Annotated in this window: 26 protein-coding genes; 11 read left to right on the top strand and 15 right to left on the bottom strand. The window is 36.8% G+C overall.

Features of this window, described 5'->3' with window-relative positions; translation table 11 throughout:
* Position 1: 1 nt before the first annotated feature.
* The 9 genes from CYP28_RS08500 to CYP28_RS08460 form a co-directional block, all read right to left on the bottom strand.
* Positions 2-262 (bottom strand): helicase, encoded by a 261-nt coding sequence (locus tag CYP28_RS08500; protein WP_087585279.1) that lies wholly within the window; start codon positions 260-262, stop codon positions 2-4.
* 12 nt (positions 263-274) lie between these two features.
* The gene (locus tag CYP28_RS08495) at positions 275-1,738 is read right to left on the bottom strand and encodes an alanine/glycine:cation symporter family protein (protein WP_196781199.1); all 1,464 of its coding nucleotides are present in this window, start codon (positions 1,736-1,738) and stop codon (positions 275-277) included.
* A 14-nt stretch (positions 1,739-1,752) separates the two neighbouring features.
* Positions 1,753-3,828, bottom strand: a complete 2,076-nt coding sequence (locus tag CYP28_RS08490) for a heavy metal translocating P-type ATPase (RefSeq protein WP_103593853.1) — start codon at positions 3,826-3,828, stop codon at positions 1,753-1,755.
* Entirely contained in the window at positions 3,812-4,135 is a 324-nt protein-coding gene (locus tag CYP28_RS08485) for an oxidoreductase (RefSeq protein WP_087577962.1), read from the bottom strand. The genes CYP28_RS08490 and CYP28_RS08485 overlap by 17 nt, the downstream gene beginning before the upstream one ends.
* A complete protein-coding gene (locus CYP28_RS08480; protein ID WP_021091246.1) occupies positions 4,135-4,449 on the bottom strand; it encodes a hypothetical protein in 315 nt (104 codons plus the stop codon). Before CYP28_RS08480 ends, CYP28_RS08485 begins: the two co-directional genes overlap by 1 nt.
* Before the next feature lie 9 nt (positions 4,450-4,458).
* Complete coding sequence (locus CYP28_RS08475) at positions 4,459-4,770, bottom strand: hypothetical protein (protein WP_051288446.1); 312 nt, start codon at positions 4,768-4,770, stop codon at positions 4,459-4,461.
* A 31-nt stretch (positions 4,771-4,801) separates the two neighbouring features.
* On the bottom strand, positions 4,802-5,452 hold the full coding sequence (locus CYP28_RS08470; protein ID WP_072594357.1) for a ferritin-like domain-containing protein: 651 nt from the start codon (positions 5,450-5,452) through the stop codon (positions 4,802-4,804).
* Positions 5,445-5,768 (bottom strand): HMA2 domain-containing protein, encoded by a 324-nt coding sequence (locus tag CYP28_RS08465; RefSeq protein WP_021091233.1) that lies wholly within the window; start codon positions 5,766-5,768, stop codon positions 5,445-5,447. Before CYP28_RS08465 ends, CYP28_RS08470 begins: the two co-directional genes overlap by 8 nt.
* A gap of 101 nt (positions 5,769-5,869) precedes the next feature.
* Positions 5,870-6,316, bottom strand: coding sequence for a Fur family transcriptional regulator (locus CYP28_RS08460; RefSeq protein WP_054196789.1), 447 nt, complete (start codon positions 6,314-6,316; stop codon positions 5,870-5,872).
* A gap of 150 nt (positions 6,317-6,466) precedes the next feature.
* Here CYP28_RS08460 and CYP28_RS08455 point away from each other — a divergent pair, with 150 nt between their 5' ends.
* Positions 6,467-6,676: a hypothetical protein gene (locus CYP28_RS08455; RefSeq protein WP_002942234.1), complete on the top strand. Its 210-nt coding sequence runs from the start codon at positions 6,467-6,469 to the stop codon at positions 6,674-6,676.
* Positions 6,677-6,767: 91 nt separating this feature from the next.
* On the opposite strand, the gene CYP28_RS08450 is transcribed toward CYP28_RS08455, so the two are convergent.
* Positions 6,768-7,430 (bottom strand): lipid-binding SYLF domain-containing protein, encoded by a 663-nt coding sequence (locus CYP28_RS08450; protein WP_103593852.1) that lies wholly within the window; start codon positions 7,428-7,430, stop codon positions 6,768-6,770.
* 117 nt (positions 7,431-7,547) lie between these two features.
* Between CYP28_RS08450 and CYP28_RS08445 the strand changes: the two genes are divergently transcribed.
* The gene (locus tag CYP28_RS08445; protein WP_103559247.1) at positions 7,548-8,156 is read left to right on the top strand and encodes a trimeric intracellular cation channel family protein; all 609 of its coding nucleotides are present in this window, start codon (positions 7,548-7,550) and stop codon (positions 8,154-8,156) included.
* The gene (locus CYP28_RS08440; RefSeq protein WP_103593851.1) at positions 8,153-9,139 is read left to right on the top strand and encodes an SAM-dependent methyltransferase; all 987 of its coding nucleotides are present in this window, start codon (positions 8,153-8,155) and stop codon (positions 9,137-9,139) included. Before CYP28_RS08445 ends, CYP28_RS08440 begins: the two co-directional genes overlap by 4 nt.
* Here the strand turns inward: CYP28_RS08440 and ybaK are convergent.
* Positions 9,128-9,610, bottom strand: a complete 483-nt coding sequence (gene ybaK, locus CYP28_RS08435; protein WP_103593850.1) for a Cys-tRNA(Pro) deacylase — start codon at positions 9,608-9,610, stop codon at positions 9,128-9,130. The genes CYP28_RS08440 and ybaK overlap by 12 nt on opposite strands.
* A 58-nt stretch (positions 9,611-9,668) precedes the next feature.
* Here ybaK and fliL point away from each other — a divergent pair, with 58 nt between their 5' ends.
* The 3 genes from fliL to CYP28_RS10695 all read left to right on the top strand — a co-directional run bounded on the left by fliL (position 9,669) and on the right by CYP28_RS10695 (position 11,518).
* Positions 9,669-10,205: a flagellar basal body-associated protein FliL gene (fliL, locus tag CYP28_RS08430; RefSeq protein WP_021091240.1), complete on the top strand. Its 537-nt coding sequence runs from the start codon at positions 9,669-9,671 to the stop codon at positions 10,203-10,205.
* Positions 10,202-10,546, top strand: a complete 345-nt coding sequence (gene acpS / locus CYP28_RS08425) for a holo-ACP synthase (protein ID WP_103593849.1) — start codon at positions 10,202-10,204, stop codon at positions 10,544-10,546. The genes fliL and acpS overlap by 4 nt, the downstream gene beginning before the upstream one ends.
* A gap of 144 nt (positions 10,547-10,690) precedes the next feature.
* Positions 10,691-11,518, top strand: coding sequence for a polyribonucleotide nucleotidyltransferase (locus tag CYP28_RS10695; protein ID WP_103593848.1), 828 nt, complete (start codon positions 10,691-10,693; stop codon positions 11,516-11,518).
* 146 nt (positions 11,519-11,664) lie between these two features.
* On the opposite strand, the gene radA is transcribed toward CYP28_RS10695, so the two are convergent.
* Genes radA through CYP28_RS08400 form a run of 4 tightly spaced genes read right to left on the bottom strand, consistent with a single transcriptional unit; the run spans position 11,665 to position 14,833 of the window.
* Positions 11,665-13,005 (bottom strand): DNA repair protein RadA, encoded by a 1,341-nt coding sequence (gene radA, locus CYP28_RS08415; RefSeq protein ID WP_103593847.1) that lies wholly within the window; start codon positions 13,003-13,005, stop codon positions 11,665-11,667.
* Positions 12,980-13,342, bottom strand: a complete 363-nt coding sequence (locus CYP28_RS08410; RefSeq protein ID WP_103593846.1) for a VanZ family protein — start codon at positions 13,340-13,342, stop codon at positions 12,980-12,982. Before CYP28_RS08410 ends, radA begins: the two co-directional genes overlap by 26 nt.
* Positions 13,335-14,201: a signal recognition particle-docking protein FtsY gene (ftsY, locus tag CYP28_RS08405; RefSeq protein ID WP_103593845.1), complete on the bottom strand. Its 867-nt coding sequence runs from the start codon at positions 14,199-14,201 to the stop codon at positions 13,335-13,337. The genes CYP28_RS08410 and ftsY overlap by 8 nt, the downstream gene beginning before the upstream one ends.
* Entirely contained in the window at positions 14,201-14,833 is a 633-nt protein-coding gene (locus CYP28_RS08400) for a TlpA family protein disulfide reductase (RefSeq protein ID WP_103593844.1), read from the bottom strand. Before CYP28_RS08400 ends, ftsY begins: the two co-directional genes overlap by 1 nt.
* A 49-nt stretch (positions 14,834-14,882) precedes the next feature.
* On the opposite strand from CYP28_RS08400, the gene CYP28_RS08395 reads away from it, so the two are divergent.
* From CYP28_RS08395 to CYP28_RS08375, 5 genes are read left to right on the top strand one after another with little or no spacing between them, the layout of a single operon-like run.
* Positions 14,883-15,515 carry a 5-formyltetrahydrofolate cyclo-ligase gene (locus tag CYP28_RS08395; protein ID WP_103593843.1) on the top strand — a complete coding sequence of 211 codons (633 nt, stop codon included), beginning with the start codon at positions 14,883-14,885 and terminating at the stop codon, positions 15,513-15,515.
* Positions 15,448-17,001, top strand: coding sequence for a ribonuclease Y (rny, locus tag CYP28_RS08390; protein ID WP_103593842.1), 1,554 nt, complete (start codon positions 15,448-15,450; stop codon positions 16,999-17,001). Before CYP28_RS08395 ends, rny begins: the two co-directional genes overlap by 68 nt.
* Before the next feature lie 9 nt (positions 17,002-17,010).
* Positions 17,011-17,607 (top strand): lipid-binding SYLF domain-containing protein, encoded by a 597-nt coding sequence (locus CYP28_RS08385; RefSeq protein ID WP_103559257.1) that lies wholly within the window; start codon positions 17,011-17,013, stop codon positions 17,605-17,607.
* Positions 17,607-18,173 carry a DedA family protein gene (locus CYP28_RS08380; RefSeq protein WP_103593841.1) on the top strand — a complete coding sequence of 189 codons (567 nt, stop codon included), beginning with the start codon at positions 17,607-17,609 and terminating at the stop codon, positions 18,171-18,173. Before CYP28_RS08385 ends, CYP28_RS08380 begins: the two co-directional genes overlap by 1 nt.
* Entirely contained in the window at positions 18,170-19,510 is a 1,341-nt protein-coding gene (locus tag CYP28_RS08375) for a DUF945 family protein (protein ID WP_103593840.1), read from the top strand. Before CYP28_RS08380 ends, CYP28_RS08375 begins: the two co-directional genes overlap by 4 nt.
* The last annotated feature ends 207 nt before the right edge of the window (positions 19,511-19,717 follow it).

Here is a 19,717-nt window from a genome sequence, read left to right as displayed (position 1 = left end):
TTTATGCCTTTTTTACCTCATTTTTTGCTTTTATTATCATTTTTTTGAAGATTCCATTATCATAAAGCCCAGCATGATAAAGAGCAAAGCAGGTAAATGCAATGCCTGAAGCAACGTGAAATTTCTTAATGCTTTTATTTCTTTTCATAAAAAGGGCGCTTAAGCAAACTGAGGCTAAAGTGATGCCCATACCGACTTTTGATACTTGTCTATGAGTGTTTATATCAAGTAGTTTGCCACTTATTTTTGTTTCGTTTTTCAAATTCTTCTCCATTTAGTTTTTATTCCAGCAACTTGTATTTTTTATGCCAAGACTTTCTGGGTCAAATTCTGGATTTTGTCCAGCACCTCTTTGAGCTTCGTAGTCTTTGACTGCTATTATCACTACTTTTGAAAGTAAGAATATAGCGATGATGTTAATAGTTGCCATTGCGGCCATTGTGATATCAGCGATATTCCAAGCGAGCTTTAAATTCATTTGAGCACCAATAAATATCATAACGACAGCCGTTATCTTAAATAGCAACGTAAGCTTGTGGTTTTTGGTTAAAAATTTCATATTTGCCTGAGCGTAGTAGTAGTTGCCAATAAGCGAAGTGATGGCAAAAAGTACGACTGCAAGAGTGGTAAAATGAACTCCAAATTCACCAAAATACTCTTTCATTGCAGCTTGAACGAGAGGAAGGGCGGTTAGCACCTCACCACTTGAGCCAGTTTGCTTCGTAAGATAGGCCTGTGAAAATAGCACGATCATACCAGAAGCGATACATATAGTCATATCTATAAAGACTGCCATTGCTTGAACTAGGCCTTGTTTTACTGGGTGGCTAGTATGTGCTGCAGCTGCTGCGTTTGGAGCTGAACCCATGCCAGCTTCGTTTGAGAAAAGGCCTCTTTTGATGCCTATTACGATCACGCTGCCGGCAAATCCACCAAATATCGCTTTAAAATCAAAGGCATTTTCTAAAATCATCTTAACAACATCAGGAATTTCTTTGAAATTTAAAACGATAGCAATAAGTGCTAGCGAGATGTAGGCAAGTGCCATGAAAGGCACGATGTATGAGCTTACCTTACCGATGATGTGGCTTTTGCTAAAAAACATTACCGCCGCAAACGCCGTAAGAATAAGACCAATGCCAACAGGCAGACCGCTTTGTACAAAACTCACATTGCTACCAGCTTTGTCGTAGTAAATTTCAAAGGCTGATGTCATGGTATAGCTTTGAAGGCCGTTAAAGCCGTATGCGTAGGTGATGATGAGGATCACTGCAAAAAGTGAAGCCAACCACTTTATGCCAAGGCCATTTTTGATGTAATAAGCTGGACCGCCTTTAAACCCAAAAACATCTTTTGTCTTATAAATTTGCGCTAACGTACTCTCTATAAAAGCTGAAGCTGATCCCAAAAAGGCCATCAAGCACATCCAAAAAAGAGCACCCGGACCGCCCGCGACGATAGCAGCTGAAATTCCAGCGATATTGCCTATACCAACGCGCGAAGCAGTCGAGATCATAAGTGCTTGAAACGGCGTTAAATGGTGCTTATTGTACTTGTCCTTTTTTTCTACTAAGACTCTGCAAGCTTCAAAAAACATCCTAAACTGCACAAAACGAGTCAAATAACTAAAATAAATTCCCGTAGCCACAAGAATAATGACTAAAAAATATCCATATAAAAAGTCGTTGGCTACGTCCATTTTGCCGTTTAAAAAATTTAAGAAACTATCAAGCACCATCTACCCTTTCAAATTTATTTTGATTTGAATTTTATGCCCTTCATTGAGTTTAATAAAAGCCAAATCGTTGTGCCATTATGAAGCATGGCAGTTGCTATTGGATTTAACATGCCAAGTGTCGCAGCACTTAGTATAGCTGTGTTTACGCCAACGGTTGCGCGGAAATTTGAGCTAATTAAATCCATTGTTTTATTTGCAAGCTCTTTTACGAGAGCTACACTCATGATGTCGTCTTTTAAAAGGCTTATATCAGCCGTCGCTTTGGCTATATCAGCACCTTTGTGCATACTTATACCCACATTTGCTTTAGTTAGGCTTGGAGCATCATTTATGCCATCTCCCACAAAGGCTACTTTTTTGCCCTCACTCTTTAGCTCTTCGATGATAGCTGCTTTATCTGTTGGTAAGCACTCCGCATAGACCCTATCAAGTCCAAGCTCACGTGCTACCTCTTCAGCCTTGCTTTTGATGTCGCCGCTTAGCATGACGACCTCTTTTACGCCAAGGCTTCTTAGCTTTTTAACCATGTCTTTTGCGTTTTCTCTCATATCATCTTTCATAGCGATGACGCCGACTAGCTCTTTATCATATCCTACATAGAGTAAGGTTAGTCCGCTATTTAATGCTTTGCTTATTAAAGCTTCATGAGCTTTAAAACTTATCATCTCATCATCTTCTAAAAAGTGCCTGCTGCCGATAACTACCTCTTTGCCGTGCATCGCAGTTTTTACGCCATGAGCTACGATAAATTCAACTTCATCGTGATGAATATGGTGGAAACCACGCTTATTTGCAGCTTCAACTATTGCTTCAGCTACTGGATGAAAGTAGTGTTCCTCGGCACTTGCAGTTAAATTTAATATATCATTTTGAGAAAAGCCTTCTTTAAACGAGTAAATTTCAACTACACTTAGGCGTCCGTGTGTAAGAGTGCCGGTCTTGTCAAATACAAAAGTATCAACTGAGCTTAGAGCTTCAATCGCTTTTGCGCCTTTTACAAGAATGCCATTTCTACCAGCTTTTGAGATACTTGATTTAAAAGCAACTGGTGTGGCAAGCTTTAATGCGCAAGAGTAGTCCGCTTGAAGTACGCTAGCAACACTATTCATATTTTTATTTATAATGTATGAAAGTCCAGCAAGCGAGAGCGTAACAGGTACAAGTTTATCAGCTAGTTTTAACGCTTTTACACCAATGGCTGATTTTTCATTGAGCGAAGTTTGTATGTACTCTTTGATCCTAGCTGTCGCTGTGTCGCTACCTACATTTTCAGCCCAAATTTTTATCCTACCTTCATCGACCACGGTGCCACTTATAACACGATCGCCTCTAGCTTTTGGTATAGGCTCAGCCTCTCCGGTCATTGAGACTTGATTTACATCGGCGTTACCTTCAACGATATAACCATCAACACCTATCGTCTCACCAGCTCCGACTACTACGATGTCACCCTTTTTTAAATTTTCGGTTTTTACTTTTTCAAGCGTCTTTTCACCATTTAAATTTCTCTCGACCCAGACTTCTTCGATATTTGGTTTTGCTAGCTCTTTGATGAGATCATCACTTCTGTGGCTAGCACTTTCTTCCATATATTCACCGATATTTATCATCAAATTTGTGCTATTTGCTGCTAAATGATCGCCCATTGCTAGGCTAGTGCCAATGGCAGTTGCCTCAAGCACTTTTGAAGTGATGCCCTCATGCCTTAGCTCTTTTGCACCTTCTATTAAATTTGGTGCTGTGGCATAAAGAGTCACGGCTGATTTTAGAGTTTTATTGCTCATAAAAGGCGTTATGCCAAGTGCGGCAGCAGCCTTATAGATATTTGCCTTGCTTGGTAAATTTGGATCTTTTGCCTTTGTTGGAAATTCATAGCTCTTTATAAAGTTTAAAATTTTATCGTAGTTTTTATCGTATTCAACAATAATGCTTTTTGCGTATTTATTTACACGAACACTTAGTGCATCAGTTCGCTCTGAGATCGCAGCCTCGATAGCACTGACATCGCTTCTAGCGTTTAGGCTCTCGCAAATAAACCTCGCTCTATTTTTACTCTTGTGAGCTAGAGTGATCTTATTTTTGTGAGTCAAGTTCTGCTTTGACATCTTCAAAACGCTCTTTTAGTTCTTCTATGCCAGCATTTATAAGCTCGCCACCTTTGATAATCGCTTTAAATACGCACTCTTGTGCTTTTGGATTAGTCAGTACATAAGCTGCGATACCACCTAAAACTAGACCTTTTACAAAGCCAGCAGCATTAAAATTTTCAGGTACAAATGGCAAATTTTGAGCTGCATTGTTTATTGCATTATCGATTGCGCTTGGCTGAGTAGCTGCTGCATTGTTAGCTGCAGTCTCACTTGCTACATTTTCTTCATTGATGTAAGGGTTATTCATTATTTGCTCTCCAATTTTATTAGTTTTTCTGCTATCAAAAGACCGCCGATGCCAGCTGCTGTAAAAGCTGCTGCATTTAGATATTTTTTTTGTGCTATTAAATTTGAAGCATGAATACCAACAGCACCTACAAAACCACCTGTTACAGCGTATTTCGCTATTTTTTTAGCGACATCTTTTTTAGTCGCTCTATTATTTAGATAGTCGCTAAAGCCAAGTGCAGCTGCACCCATGCCAGCGATTAAAGCACCGCTGATGAAGTGATCAAATGGAAGCCTTGTGCTTGAAAGTGTAAAAAGACTATTTTCTTGCATTCTCTATCCTTAAGCTATATCGTTTGGTGTGATAGCTTTTGGAGCGGCTGGCTTTTTAGCACGTGGTTTTCTTGTTTTCTTTACCACTTTTTCAGCCTCTTTTTCTACTTTTTTAGCACCACGTTTTGCTTTTTTCTCTTCTTTTACTATAAAGTCTTTTGCATCTTTTGCAACACTTTTACCTTTTTTGTAAAGATCTTTTGCGGCCTCTTTGCCTTTATCAAAGCCATCTTGGGCGTACTCTTTGATCTTATCTCTTTTATTCCAAGCAGCTATTGCTAAACCGCCTACTGCTAAACCTGCTAAAAATGGTAATGCCATTTTAAATCCTTTCTTTGTTTGATTTTGTAAATTATTCATTTTCTTCATCCTTATTAAAATTTTTGCTAACTACTGAAATGCCTAATGCCCCAAGCGCAAGTCCGCTAAAAAACGAGAAATTTGGATTATTAGTTATCTTTGCTAACTCGCTTTTATCAGCCTTGCCACTTGCGATATTTTGCAAGCTTTTAGTTATCTCATTAAAGTCATTTTGATAGTTTTCTAAAATATTTGTTATGCCATTTTGCTCAAAATTTTGTGAAATTTCATTTAAATTTAGCTCATTTTTTATTTCACAGCCACTATAAATTTCTTTTAAGCGTTGTTTTAAAGAGGCGACGTATTCGTTATTTGAAGTAGCCCAAAGTCTAAAAAATAGATCTTTTAGCTCCTCGTCATCTAAGCTTTCACAAAATTTTTCATACATTTTATTTAGCTCTAACTCATAGTTTAAAGCTTGTATCAGCGCATCTTCTTTATTTTTTGCCGGCAAAAATATAGCTTCATTTTCGCAAGCAAGCTCATAATCATGTGTGCTCGCAAATTTTTCTATCAAGATGATTGCATTTTTTCTGATATTTGCGATCTCGTTAAAAACATCGCCAAATAAAGCTAAATTTTCATATAAGCTAAGTGCGTTCTTTTCGCTTGTGTATGATGCATTTAAAAGTTCATTAAGCATATTTCACTTCTTTTGCAACTTCATTTACTCTAGTTGAAATCTCTTCCAAATTTTGCCCTTTTAAAAGATCTTCCCAAAGGTTTTTTGGAAAAATTTCATGATCGTATTCGATCGTTACAGAGCCGATTAGCTTGTTAAATTTTACATTTTTTATACCATTTATCTGAGCTATTACATCATCTAGGCTAGCTAAATTTACGCTACTACTTAGCTCTTTTATCTTTGGACTAACTCTTACTCTTAGTCTACCGTTTGTGTGAGCTATCATTGAAAAATAGCTTGCAACTTGTGCTAAAGTTTGTGTTTTTATATCCATTTTCATCCTTTTTTTAATTGCGTATTATCTATTTCATAGCTTAAATAAACCTGAAATTTTTTTGTTTTTCATTATCAAAAAGTAAAATGAAATGATAAAATTTAATTTCCATTTTTCTCTTGGCAATCACTACAAATACCATAAAGTATCATCGTATGCGACTGCTCACTAAAATTTTTTTCTTTGCAAATTTGCTCTTGCCTTTGCTCTATCATCTCATCTTCAAAATCAACTATCTTCTCACAAATTTCACATATCAAATGATCGTGCGAGGATTTTAAATTTAACTCAAATTTCTTTACTCCATTTTCTTCAAAGCAGTTTGCAAGATGATGCATTTCGAGAAAATTTAAAAACGAGTAAATTGATGTCATTGAAATTTCATTCTTGTGGATTTTATAAATTTCTGAAGAAATTTCTTGAGCACTTAGATGAGAGTTGCTAATGAAAAGTACATGCAAAATTTGTTCTTTTAACTCTGAGCTTTTTTGCCCAAAGGCTTCCAAAAACTCTTTAAAATGCTTATAAAATAGTTCAAAATTATCCACAAAAACCTAACTAAAATGATAATGAATATAAGGATTTTACAACTTTACTTATAAAAAAAGCATAAAATTTCTTACGAATTTCAAGTAAAGTATTTTATAAGATTGTTTTGGTATAGTGTCGCATTTTTTAAATCAAAATTAAGGAATAAAATGACTTACGACGAGCTTGAATTAGACGCCGTTTTGTTAGAGGTTTTAGAAAATAGAGGCAGTTTTGATTCTATGGACGATGAGGAGCTTTACGAGCTTATTGAACAAGTTGCACAATATACGGATGGCGATTACGAAGAAGCGTTTGAGTATATGACTCAATTTTCTCCAATCCCTAAAAAACGCTTTGTTTCACTATTTATGGTTTAGCAAAAAGCTAAGCCATAACTTCTATAAAATTAATCATAAAAGTAAAAATAAAAAGAGCTCTTGACCCAATTAATGAGCCAAGAAATTTGAGTTATAAGAAGTATTTTGAGATTATTTCTTTAAATTTTAGTGTGTATTTACTAGCTTTTGGGCTATTGTTGTAGATATTTTCAAAATCATACATTCGCTCATAGTAATCATTTGTATCTTGTATATTTATTTTAAGCCTTGCCACATCTAGGCTAACGCCTACAAAAGCACCACTTGTCTTGCCACGCTCCTCAGCAAATGCTGAAATTTCAGGCAAATCACTTGTGATCGCTACTTCATTACCAACGCCACCAGTTGCTTCTGCTTTTAGGCTGATCGTATCTTTTGCATTAAATAAATTTGCATAAGCTTCTGAATTTTTAAATAAGATGATCATGTCAGCTGAGCTGTAACCAAGCTGCAAGCCTATGCTTCCAGATGTGTAATTTACAAAAAATGGGCTTGACCATTCACCATCATCGTTTTTAGCGATAAATACGCCTTTGCCTGTTGAGCCAGTTACAACAGCGCCTGCTTTTGTCACATCAGGGATTATGGCGATCGCTTTTATGCCTTCAAATTTAGTGTTTGGCTTTAAATTTCTTGTACCAAAAGCATTTAAAATATTTATTGCATTTTTTAGCTTTTGATTTTGGATCACATCAGCATTTAAGCATGGCGTGAAAAATAAACCAGCAAGAAATATGATTAATAGTTTTTTCATTAAAATTCCTTCCTTAAATTTTTCGTTATTATAGCCTAAAATAAACTAATGGTAAAAATATTATTAATGATTTTTTATGAGAGTTCATTATAAAATGCGACCTTTTAAGGGAAAAATATGAGTTTAATACTTTTTGTCGAATACGTCGGTATCGCATCAGCTGCACTTAGTGGGTTTTTATTTGCAGTAAAAAAGGAGTGCGACTGGCTTGGAGTCTTTTTATCTGCATTTTTGACCGCACTTGGTGGCGGTATCATGCGTGATATGCTCGTTGGCAGGGCAGTTTATTCATTTACACACTACATGCCAGTAAGCGTTGTTATTTTTATGTTGGTTGTTTCAAGAGTGGCAAATTTACACATAAAAAGAGAAGGTTTGGAGCGAAAATTTGTATTTATCTTCGCCGATGCGATCGATGTTATCTGTTTTTCCATCGTGGGGGCAATGGTTGCCATTGAGTACAACTACAATATCTTTGGTGTGATGATGATCGCCTTTTTTAACGGCGTTGGTGGAGGTATCTTAAGAGATATTTTGCTAAACGAAATTCCATGGTTTTTACGCACTGGACTTTACGGCACGATAAGCCTTGGTGTGGGGCTTGCTTATTTTGTGCTATATCATCTAGGCCTAACCAATATATTTTTTACTATGCTCTTGCTTGCTGCTGGCATTACAGTTAGGATGTTTGCGTTTTATAGAGGCTGGAAGCTGCCTGATCTATGAAATTTAGCGAGTTTTTTGATATCTGGGTCAATGAAAACTACTATAAATTTGGCGTAGATATCGGCAAAAAAGGCGATTTTTACACAAATGTAAGCGTTGGCTATCTCTTTGGCGCTTGCCTTGCGAACTACTTTTTAAAGCTGCTTAAAAATGGCGAAATTTCTAGCTCTTGCAAGGTCGTGGAGATCGGTGCGAACTCTGGCGATATGCTAGCTGATTTTGCGCAAGGAATTTTTACGCTTAAGCCAGAAATTTTGCCAAATTTGGAGTTTATAATCATCGAACCTCATGAAATTTTACGTAAAAAACAGCTTGAAACTTTTGCAAAACGCTTTGGCGATGATGTCAAAATAAAACATTATGAAAATTTAGACGAGTGCTCGTTTGAAGAAATTTTCGTTATCTCAAATGAGCTACTTGACGCATTTAGCTGTGAGGTGATAGATGGGCAAAATATGCTTTTTGTGGAGGAAGACCTAAAATTTCACTGGCAAAAGGCAGATCAAAATTTGCTAGCTCTTGCAAAGAAATTTGGCATAAAAAAGGGCGAGATATCAACTAGCTACGCTAAATTTGCGCTTCAACTTGCAAGTACGGCAAAAAAGGTCAGATTTTTAAGCTTTGACTATGGCGAATTTGAGCCAAAAAATGAGTTTAGCCTAAGGATTTTTAAAGACCATCAAGTATTTTCTTTATTTGAAATTTCAGATCTTGAGCCATATTTTAAAAGATCGGATCTAACATATAGCCTTTGCTTTAAGCAAGTAAAAGAGGCTTTTAGTGAGGCTGGCTTTAAGATGCTTAAATTTAAAAAACAAAACGAAGCTTTAGTTTGCGATCTTGGTGTGGATGAAATTTTATCTTTAGTGCTTGAAAAAGGTAGCAAGCAAGCCTATGAAAATGCAGCTAAACAAGCAAAATTTCTACTTTCGCCTGAGTTTTTAGGCGAGAAGTTTAAATTTATAGAGTTTTTAAAGAGCTAGCCTAGCGATATTGGCAAAACTTGCTTCGCAAGCCTTTAAAAGATCATTTGGAGCTATTTTTATCTGTTTGCCTCTCACTCCAGCACTTACAAGGACATATTCTCGCTCCATAGCGCGCTCGTCTATAAAAGTCGCAAAATGCTTCTTCATAGCAAGTGGCGAGCAGCCACCTCTAATATAGCCAGTTATTTTTTCTAGATCTTTTAAATTTATAAGTTCGCAGCGTTTAGCTCCGCACGCATGGGAAAGTGCTTTTAGATCAAGCTCCAAATCGCCCTGCAAGCATGCAACAACGAAATTTTTAGGCTCACACTCACAAACAATAGTTTTATAAATTTGCTTTATATCTTGCTTGGTGCTAGCTGCTACGTGAATGGCTGAAAGATCGTTTAAGTCGACCTCATACTCTAAAATTTCATAATTAATTTTTAGCTTATCTAAAGCCCTAGCCGCATTTGTTTTATGTATCATTTTTTCTCATTTTTGCGAATTTTTTGTATAATTATAGCCAAAACTTAAAGGAGGAAAGATGGCTGAAGAAGTTGAAGAAAAAAAGGCAAAAAAAGGTGGCAATGGTGCATTAATGATAATTATCATTGCGATATTTGTTTTGCTGCTAGTTATTGGAGGGCTAGTCGCGTTTTTGATGCTTAGTTCTGACGAGCCAAAAGAGGCAAATATGGCGCAAACACCAGCTCAGACTCAAACGCAGTCCATGCCAGCTCAAAATAAGGCAAAGCATGGTAGCAACGACTATTCAAATATGGGGCCGATATATCCGCTTGATCAGTTCATTGTAAATTTACTTAGCGAAAATGGCTCAAGATTTCTTAAAACAAAGATCGATATGGAGCAAAGCGATGAGTTGCTAACTCCTGAGCTTGATAAGAAAAAAGCACTTTTAAGAGATATTATCATTAGAACACTTTCATCAAAAACTTACGAAGAAGTAAGCACTGCAAAGGGCAAGGATAGGCTAAAAGACGAGATCGTCGGCAAGCTAAATGAAGTGCTAAATGATGGCTACATCAAAAATATATTTTTTACTGATTTTGTGGTGCAATGATAGGCATCGATATCGTTAAGATAGATAGAATTTCTAGACTTAAAGCTCGTTACGGCGAGCTTTTTTTAAAAAAATTTCTTAGTGATGACGAGATCACGCTAGCAAAAAACGATGCGACTTTGGCTGGATTTTGGGCGGCCAAAGAAGCAGCTAGCAAAGCTCTTGGTGTGGGTATCAGCAAAGAGTGTGGCTTTTTAGACATTATGCTCAGCAAAGACGCAAAAAACGCACCAAAGATAAAATTTAGCCCAAAAATTTATACAAATTTTAATATCAAAGAAGCAAGCCTTAGCATAACTCACGACGGCGGATTTGCCGTAGCTGCAGTGATGATTGTCTAAAATTTATATATTTTTACAAAGCTTTTTAATATCTTTTAACTACTTCTGATAAATTTAAAAAACGTATTTTTATAAAATTTTTTAAAGAAAAGACGATATCTTAGATTAAGATTTAATGGAGCTAAAGAAACTAAGGATAGTAAAATGCAAATTTCTAATAACCTCTCAACTACTAACTATCTCTCAAGAGAGAACATGGCAAGAGAGATGGGATTTAAATTTAACGATATAAACGAGATACTTAGTAACGATATGGGATATGGTATGAGCTTTCCTAAATACGCAAGGCTTGATAGAAAAGCTCAAGCTGAGGCTTATGATAGACATATATATCCACTATCTGGCTTTACAAAGGGCGATGAAGCAAAAGTCACTATCATAGGAAAGCTTAGAGGCTATGATCCTAACTTTACAAGCGAGCAGCTATCAGATCTTAAAAATTTCATAAATGAAAGCAAGGGTTTATTTGTAGAGTATATACAAGGTCAGCAAGCAAAACCAGATAACACTAAGCCGAAACTTTTAAGAGAGACCCCATACACTGTAAATGAGTTTTTAAATGAATATCGTGGCAATCAAGATTTGCTATTTACTAAAAACTCAAGGACTATTGATCTGCTTGATAGCGATATGAGCGTTGATGAGTTTAAAGAGGAGTGGGCTAAATATGTATTAAAAGAGCGATTTGATCTAACTCTATCTGGCGAAGATGCTAAAAATGCTGTTAATATATTAAAAGAGTTAAACGAAAAAGGTGTTCAGAATATAAATAATCTTGAAAAAGAAGACAACGCCAAAGAGAAAAAATTTACACCTATACAAGTTACTAAAAAATCTCAAACCTATAAGTTTGAAGCTGATGAGAGATTTAAAGAGCTTTATAAATTTATAAAGAGTGAATTTGATAGTGGTAAGAGTATGTTTGAAATTTTAGAAAAAGTGGCAAAGCTTAAAGTGGATAAGAGGGCATAGGTATTTTATAAGCAAAGAATGGAATTCTTATAATTTAAATTTCAAAGAAAAAAGCATAGATGCTCTCAGACTTATACAAAAGATAAATTCCAAAAAACATGGCCTAGCCAGCAAAGTATTGATGTTAAATCGCTGGCAAGATAAATTTACATCCACTCAAGCACTTGCGTGATATCTTTGGCGTAAAAGCACTTTAGACCTTGCGTGTCAAGCGGTTTGTTTGGGATGATGGCGTTTTTAAATTTCTGCGTTTTTGCCTCCTTTAGTCGTTGATCGAGGTTGAAAATTTCTCTTATCTCGCCGTTTAGGCTTAGCTCGCCGATGAAGACGCTATCCTTGCTGATAGGGCGGTTTTTGAAGCTGCTGATTATCGCTGCGATGACGGCTAGATCGGCCGCAGTTTCGCTTATCTTAACGCCACCTGAAACATTTATGAAGACGTCGTAGTGTCCAAGTGGAATTTCTAGCTTTCGCTCAAGTAGGGCCAGCAGCATATCTAGGCGGTTTCTCTCAAAGCCAGTCGAGCTTCGTTTTGGATAGGCACTTTCGCAAACAAGTGCCTGAATTTCTATGCTAAGCGCCCTTGAGCCCTCCATTATGATAGTTATTGCACTACCACTCATCGCTCCGCCACGTGTGAAAAATTTACTCGAGACCTCATTTGCGCTCACTAGTCCGTGCTGGCTCATCTCAAATATACCAACCTCGCTCGTCGAGCCAAAGCGGTTTTTAAACCCACGCAAAATTCTCAGCTCTCTACTAGCATCGCCCTCGAAATAAAGCACCACGTCGACCATGTGCTCAAGCACTCTAGGCCCTGCGATCGAGCCCTCTTTGGTTATGTGACCGATGATGAAAACGCAGATGTTTTGGCTCTTTGCAAGCCTCATTAGCTCAAACGTGATCTCACGAACCTGCGTGATCGAGCCTGGCGCGGAGGTTATATTTTGGCTATAAAGCGTTTGTATGGAGTCAATGACTAGCACCTTGTAGTCGCTCTTTTGCACCTCTAGCAGGATATCTTCTAGGCAAATTTCAGTTAATAGGTATAAATTTTTATCCACCGCATTTAGTCTGTCAGCTCTCATTTTTATCTGGCTTTGGCTCTCTTCGCCGCTTACATAGAGCGTTTTTTTGCCGTCTTTTGCTAAATTTGAGCCAATTTTTAGAAGCAATGTTGATTTACCGATGCCCGGGCTGCCACCTATTAAAACGAGTGAGCCTTCGACAACGCCACCACCAAGAACGAGGTCTAGCTCACTATCTTTGGTGCTAAATCTCGTAAAATTTTGAATTTCAACTTCGTCTATGCTTATGGCTTTGCTAGATGCGCTAGTGCTTTTTGCTATCTCTTTACTTATCTTTATCTCTTGCTGGCTAAGCTCGACAAAGCTATCCCAAGCCCCACATTGCGGGCATTTACCTAGCCACTTTGCCTGTTGATTACCACACGCTTGACACTCAAAAACTGGCTTTGCTTTTGCCATAATATATCCTTTTTAAAATTTCAACTATCGTTAGTCCAAAAGCCGCTCCGATCATGTCAGCCACGATGTCAAGTAGGCTAAAGCTCCTGTTTGGTAAAAATGCTTGAACGAGCTCTATTTGCACACCAAAGGCTAAAAGTAGGGCTAAATTTTTAAAAATTTTAAACTCATAGCCAAGGTAGAGTAGGATGTAAAGGACGAAAAAGGCTAAAAAATGGTTTGCTTTGTCCCACGAATTTTCGATGATCGTGGGACTTTTTGGAGTAAATGCAAGAATATCAATCGCCAAAAGAGCAACGAAAAAGCAAATTTTACTAAGAAATTTCACTCTACTCAAAAATAGCGTCCATCAGCTCGTCTAAAAACTCATCTGGGTTAAATTTGATGATATCATCCATGCTTTCGCCAACGCCTATATAAAATATAGGTAGCTCAAGCTCTCTTGCCACGCCAAATAGCGCTCCACCCTTTGCAGTGCCATCAAGTTTTGTGATGATGACACCATCAAGCGAGACGATATCGTTAAACGCTTTCGCTTGCGCAACTCCAGCGTTACCTTGCGTGCCATCAAGAATCAAAATTTTTCGGTGGGGCGCTTTTTCGTAAGCCTTTTTGCTAATGCGAACGATCTTTTCTAACTCGTTTGCTAAATTTGTCTGGTTTTGAAGTCTGCCGGCTGTGTCAAGGATGACTCGGTCGATACCTTTTGCAAGAGCCGAGCTGATCGTGTCGTAAGCAACAGCTGAAGGGTCGTGACCTTGCTGGGTGGCGACTATTGGCACATTTAGCCTAAGTGACCACTGACGAAGCTGCTCGATCGCACCAGCTCTAAATGTATCACAAGCGCCCAAAATGACGCTTTTACCATTGTTTTTATATAAATTTGCAAGCTTTGCGATCGTTGTTGTCTTGCCAGCACCGTTTACGCCAAGGATGAGATCGACAAATGGCTTATCAGGCTCAATCACACGCTCGTTTTCGTAGATAAAATAACTACTCATAACTCGTCTTAGATCTGCTCTACTCACTTCATCTTGTGGTGGCAAGTAGTATAAAATTTCTTCCACGATCTCGTATGCAACATCAGCTTCTAGTAAAATTTCTTCTAAACTATCTTTATTTATTTTTTTTGATTTTTTAGCTGAGCTGATCGCTCCAAAGGTCTTTTCAAAGCCTTTTTTTAAAAATTCAAGCATTATTTTGTAGCCCTATTTATATCATTTTCAAGCATTTCTTCAGGCACAAGACCGATGTAACCTTGAGCGTAGTCTCCATTTGCTTTAAAAAGTGCAGATGCTGGAAGCCCTTTGATGCCACCAATCGCCTTTTCGAATAAGAAATTTCCATCGCCAACAGCTATATCGTATTTGACCTTGTATTTTTGTGCAAATTCTTTCACTTCATCTTCGCTCTTGTCTTCAAGTAGTACGCCAACAATGTTCAGTTCATTTTTAAATTTTTCACTTAGGTTGTTTAAATGCGGTATCTCAGCTTTGCAAGGTGGGCACCATGTAGCGAAAAATACGTAAAGCGTTGCTTTTTTGCCGTCTTTTACGTCAAAACCATCACTTCTTTTTGTTATTTGCATCGTGCTGCCATTTAGTAGCTTTAGGGTTATGTCTTTTATCTCGTTGTTTTGGCTGCTCTCGCTAGCTTTTGGCGCGACAGAGTCTTTGTTTAAATTTTCGCTTTTGTTACTATTTTCGTCTAAATTTTTACTTTGGACTTGCTTGCTTGAGTTTTGTTCGTCTTTTTGGCCTTTATTGTCGCCACATCCAAAAAAGGCAAAAAGGCAAAGTGATGTTATAATTCCTTGTTTTAATGTCATGAATTTCCTTTTGAATAAGATTTCAGGATTATACAAGAAAGAGCATAAAATGAGCGTTAATTTAGAAAAAAATGAATTTAGAAAAAATGCAAGAGCAAATTTGATGAAATTTACTAAATTTAAGGCCAAATGCTCGCACTATAAAGCTACAAAAACGCTTTTAAATTTGATAAATTTTACAAATTCTAAGAAAGTATTGTTTTATTTGCCACTTAACTACGAAGTAGATGTGCTTAAAATAAGGCGAAATTTATCACGTAAATGTGAAATTTTTGCCCCTTTTATGGTAGGTCTTAGCTTAAAGATGGTAAGATTGCGACTGCCATTTATAACTTATAAATTTAACGTCAGACAGCCATCTGGCAAAAAAATGGATAATGTTAGACTTGATATGGCAGTAGTTCCAGCGATTGGGGTTGATGGAGCTATGGCTAGGATAGGGCATGGAAAAGGATTTTATGATAGATTTTTTGACTCTTTGCCTATTAAGCCAAAACGGATAGTTTTTCTTGAGATAAAAGACTTTTATACCAAAGATGTGCTTTCAAATGCACAAGACGCGGTAGCAGACTTTTATATAACCCCAAATAAAAATTATATAAAAAGAGGAATAAATGATAGAGGTTTTAATAGGCTTAGGAGCCGGTGTGGCGGGCGTTGGAGCAGGGTATCTATACGCTAAAAAGATAAATGATGCAAACTACAACATCTTCTTAGAACAAGCAAAAGCAAAGGCAAAAGCTATCGAGTACGAAGCCGAGCTAACGCTTAAAAATTCTAAAATTTCAGTACAAGAAGCTGAATTTGAGGCCAAAAAAAGATACGATGACAAGACGACAAAGCTTCAAAAAGAGTATGCGAGTAAATTTGATGAACTAACCAAAAAAGAGAAAATTTTGCTAAATGAGCAAGAGCTCTTAAACGAAAGTAAAGAGCTTTTTGAAAAAGATAAGCAAGATGCAAAAATCACTTACGAAGAGGGCTTAAATTTAAAGGCTACTTATCAAAATAAGGTAGAAGAGGCGATAAGAGTACTTGAGCACGCTGCTGGCTTAACAGAAGAAGAGGCAAAAGAGGTCGTACTTAAAAAGGTTGAGGAGAAGTCTCGTGCGGATATTGCTCACATCGTTAGAAAATACGAAGAAGAAGCAAAAAGAGAAGCTAAAAAGAGGGTTAATTACATCCTGGCGCAGGCTACGTCAAGATTTGCTGGAGAATTTGCGGCTGAGCGTCTGATAAATGTCGTAAATATCAAAAACGATGAGCTAAAAGGTAGGATCATCGGCAAAGAGGGACGTAACATCAAGACTCTTGAAATGGTGCTTGGTGTTGATATCATCATCGATGATACGCCTCATGCAATTATATTAAGTAGCTTTAATCTTTACAGACGTGCAATCGCAACAAGAGTCATTGAGCTTTTAGTGGAGGATGGCAGAATCCAGCCAGCAAGGATAGAGGATCTTCACAAAAAAGTGACTGAAGAATTTGAGCAAAGCATACAAGAAGAGGGCGAAAATATCGTCATGGATCTTGGTCTAAATAAAATTCATCCAGAGATCGTAAAACTAATAGGCAAGCTTAAATTTAGAGCGAGCTACGGTCAAAATGCCTTGGCTCATAGCCTTGAAGTAGCTCACCTTGCTGGCATCATTGCAGCTGAGTGTGGCGGAGATGAGAAACTTGCAAAAAGAGCTGGCATACTTCACGATATCGGTAAAGCGCTAACTCACGAGTATGAGGGCAGCCACGTTGATCTTGGAGCAGAAATTTGTAAACGCTACAAAGAGCATCCAGTAGTCATCAACGCTATCTACGCTCACCACGGCCACGAAGAGGCAACAAGTATAGAAAGTGCGGCTGTTTGCGCAGCTGACGCACTAAGTGCAGCTCGTCCAGGTGCAAGGCGTGAGGTGCTTGAGAGCTTCTTAAAGCGTGTCGAAGAGATCGAAAACATCGCAAAAAGTAAAGATGGTATCAAACAAGCTTATGCGATAAATGCAGGCCGCGAAATTCGCGTCATAGCAAACGCTAAACTCATAAACGACGACGAGGCCGTGCTTGTAGCAAAAGAGATAGCTCAAGAGATCGAGAGCAAGGTGCAGTATCCTGGTGAGATAAAAGTAAGTGTCATCAGAGAGACTCGTGCTATTGATTTTGCAAAATAACGGCAAAATATGAAATTTCTTTTTTCAATTTTATTATTTTTCTCAATTGGCTTTGCCAGTGAGGAGCTCGTGCTGGACTCGGCAAACTCGTTTATAACAACGATGAGAGGTGCTAGAAACGCTCCTATAAAAGAGCTAATCGAGCAGTCAAAAGCAACGATCATCTTTCCAAGTGTTAAAAAGGTCGGTTTTGTAGTTGGTGGTATGGGTGGAGATGGCATCATGGTTGTTGGTAACATTAACTCGCCAAGTGAAATTTTACCAGTTAGCATAAGTGGCGGTAGCATCGGTATACAGCTTGGTTATGAAGATAGTTCGCTTGTGCTTTTTATATTTAAAGATAGCATTATCCATGATATTAAAGATGCCAAGATCACGCTTGATACAAAGCTATCAGTAGCTTTTGGTGACATTGGACGCAATTACAGTAAAGTAAGCGATTTTAAATTTTCAAGTGATATATACGCATATGCTGCAAATGATGGGTTTTTTGCGGGAGCTAGTTTTGGCGGAGCTGTCATTAGTGCAAGAGAAGAAATTTTAAAGCAAAGTGGCTATGCCTATGAACAGCTAATAGCCTCTGCATCTAAACTTTTAGGAGATTAATGCAAGATATCATAAACTCAGTTTCAACATACGGCTATATTGTATTGTTTTTTTATAGCCTTGGTGGCGGCATGGTTGCATTAATCGCCGCTGGAATTTTAAGTTTTGCCGGTAAGATGGATATCACTCTTAGTATAATTGTCGCTGCTGTAGCAAATACAATCGGTGACACGCTAATTTTTTATGTCGCAAGATTTAATAAAAACTCACTTATGCCTTATATCAAAAATCATAAAAGAAAGCTTGCTTATGCAGGAATTTTGGCCAAAAAACACGGCGATAAGATAATATTTATCAAAAAATTTATCTACGGCGTCAAAACTTTGGTTCCTATCGCGCTTGGACTTACGAAATATTCATTTTATAAATTTAGCATTATAAATTTGATCTCGTCAGTGCTTTGGGCGGCCATTATCGGATTTGCCAGCTTTAAAGCGGGTGATTATTTTGTAGGTGCAAGCGACTATCTTGGCGAGCATGGATATATTATGCCTCTTGCTATGGTTTGTTTGTTGCTTGGAATTTGGTTTTTTTTACAACATATTACAAAAAGGAGAAAAGCATGAAAAAGGTGATATCTGCTTTAATCGTAGTTATCGTGGTAGCCATTGGAGCGGTTTATTTTGCTTCAAATGAGGTAGAGAAAAACTATCAAAGGATAGTGAATGATCTAAACAATATTAAGGGCTTTAAAATTTCTAATAACAATTACAAAAAAGGTTTTTTTGGCTCAAAAGGATCATTTGATTTTAGTGTTTCAAAAGATCTTTTGGAAAATATATTTGGTAAAAATGCAAATGAGGATTTGGTTTTTAAAGTAGAAAATGAAATTTCTCATACAGTGCTTGCTTTTATAGATGGCTTTGAAATAGACTCAAAAATTTCTATCCAAAACGATATGATTAAAAACATTATCGCAACATTCATGGGTTCAAATGTCATTGCAACAACTAAAACAAAAGTCAGCCTAACTGGCGATAAAGATGTGGATATTAAATTTAGCAATATTGAATTTAATGATAAGCAAAAAACCGCCGTTAATACAAAAGATATAAAGATTGGTATGACGCTTGATTCAAAAGATAGTATAAACAGCTTAAAGGTTGAAGCAGAGAAAATTGTTTTGAAAGATTTTAGTGAGTACAACAAAGTTGATCTAAATATCGAAGGGTTTTATATTGACTCAAGTTATAAAGAGCCAGTTAAGATTTCAAAAATTTTAGAAAGCCAGCTTGTACCTTATTTAGCAAAAGTTAAATTTAAAAGGGTGTCTTTCGCATCTAATGATGTAAGTAATATTTTGATAGATGACTTTAAGTATGACTCAAAATTTGAAATCTCAAATGATCTTGGAAGATCAGACGATGTTATAAAAATAGGTATCGTAGCAGTTGATAAAGTAAAATATACAGATTTTGTCTTTGATAGCAAAATCGCAAATATCAATGTACCTGCGTTAAATAATGTATTGGACAAGCTTAATAATTTAAATAATGAAGAAAATTATAATGTTTTAGCTGGATTAAATTTTGATGAGACAATAGATCAAATCTTAGAAAAGAATCCAAGTATAAAAATAGATACATTAAGCTTTAAAAAAGGAGATAAGACTTTAAAGCTAAATTTGGATGCAGCAGTAAATGGCTTTAAAAAGGGAACAAATCAGTCAGAAATTTTTGATAAATTATCTCTTAGTGGAAAAATAAGTGTCGATGAAAGTCTGGCGAATTTTTTTGATACATTAGTGCCAGAAGTAGCTTTTGTTGAGCCTACTTTGGTATCTGCTGGATATTTTAAAGAAGAGGACAAAAAAGTAATAAGCGAATTTAAATATGATCCAAACAAAAAAGATATTATATTTAATGGAAAAGTTGGACTTCAAAATTTCTTTATGGGTTTTTAAAAATTAGCCTGATTTTTATCTGCATTTAAGCATCACTTCTATATACTTCACTTTCTGTTTTGCAAAACGCAGAGCAGAAAGTTCTTTTAACTTACAATTGTTAAACTATTAGTCAATCTTTGAAATCTAAACAAGTGATCGATTGAGCCAGTCTATTATTTTATAATTTATAATAGATTAGACAAACTAATAAATAAAACTAAAAGT

This window comes from Campylobacter concisus, from assembly GCF_002914195.1.
Lineage (GTDB): Bacteria > Campylobacterota > Campylobacteria > Campylobacterales > Campylobacteraceae > Campylobacter_A > Campylobacter_A concisus_M.
The sequence above is the reverse complement of the archived record's forward strand: the minus strand, read 5'-3'. Positions and strand labels throughout refer to the sequence as shown.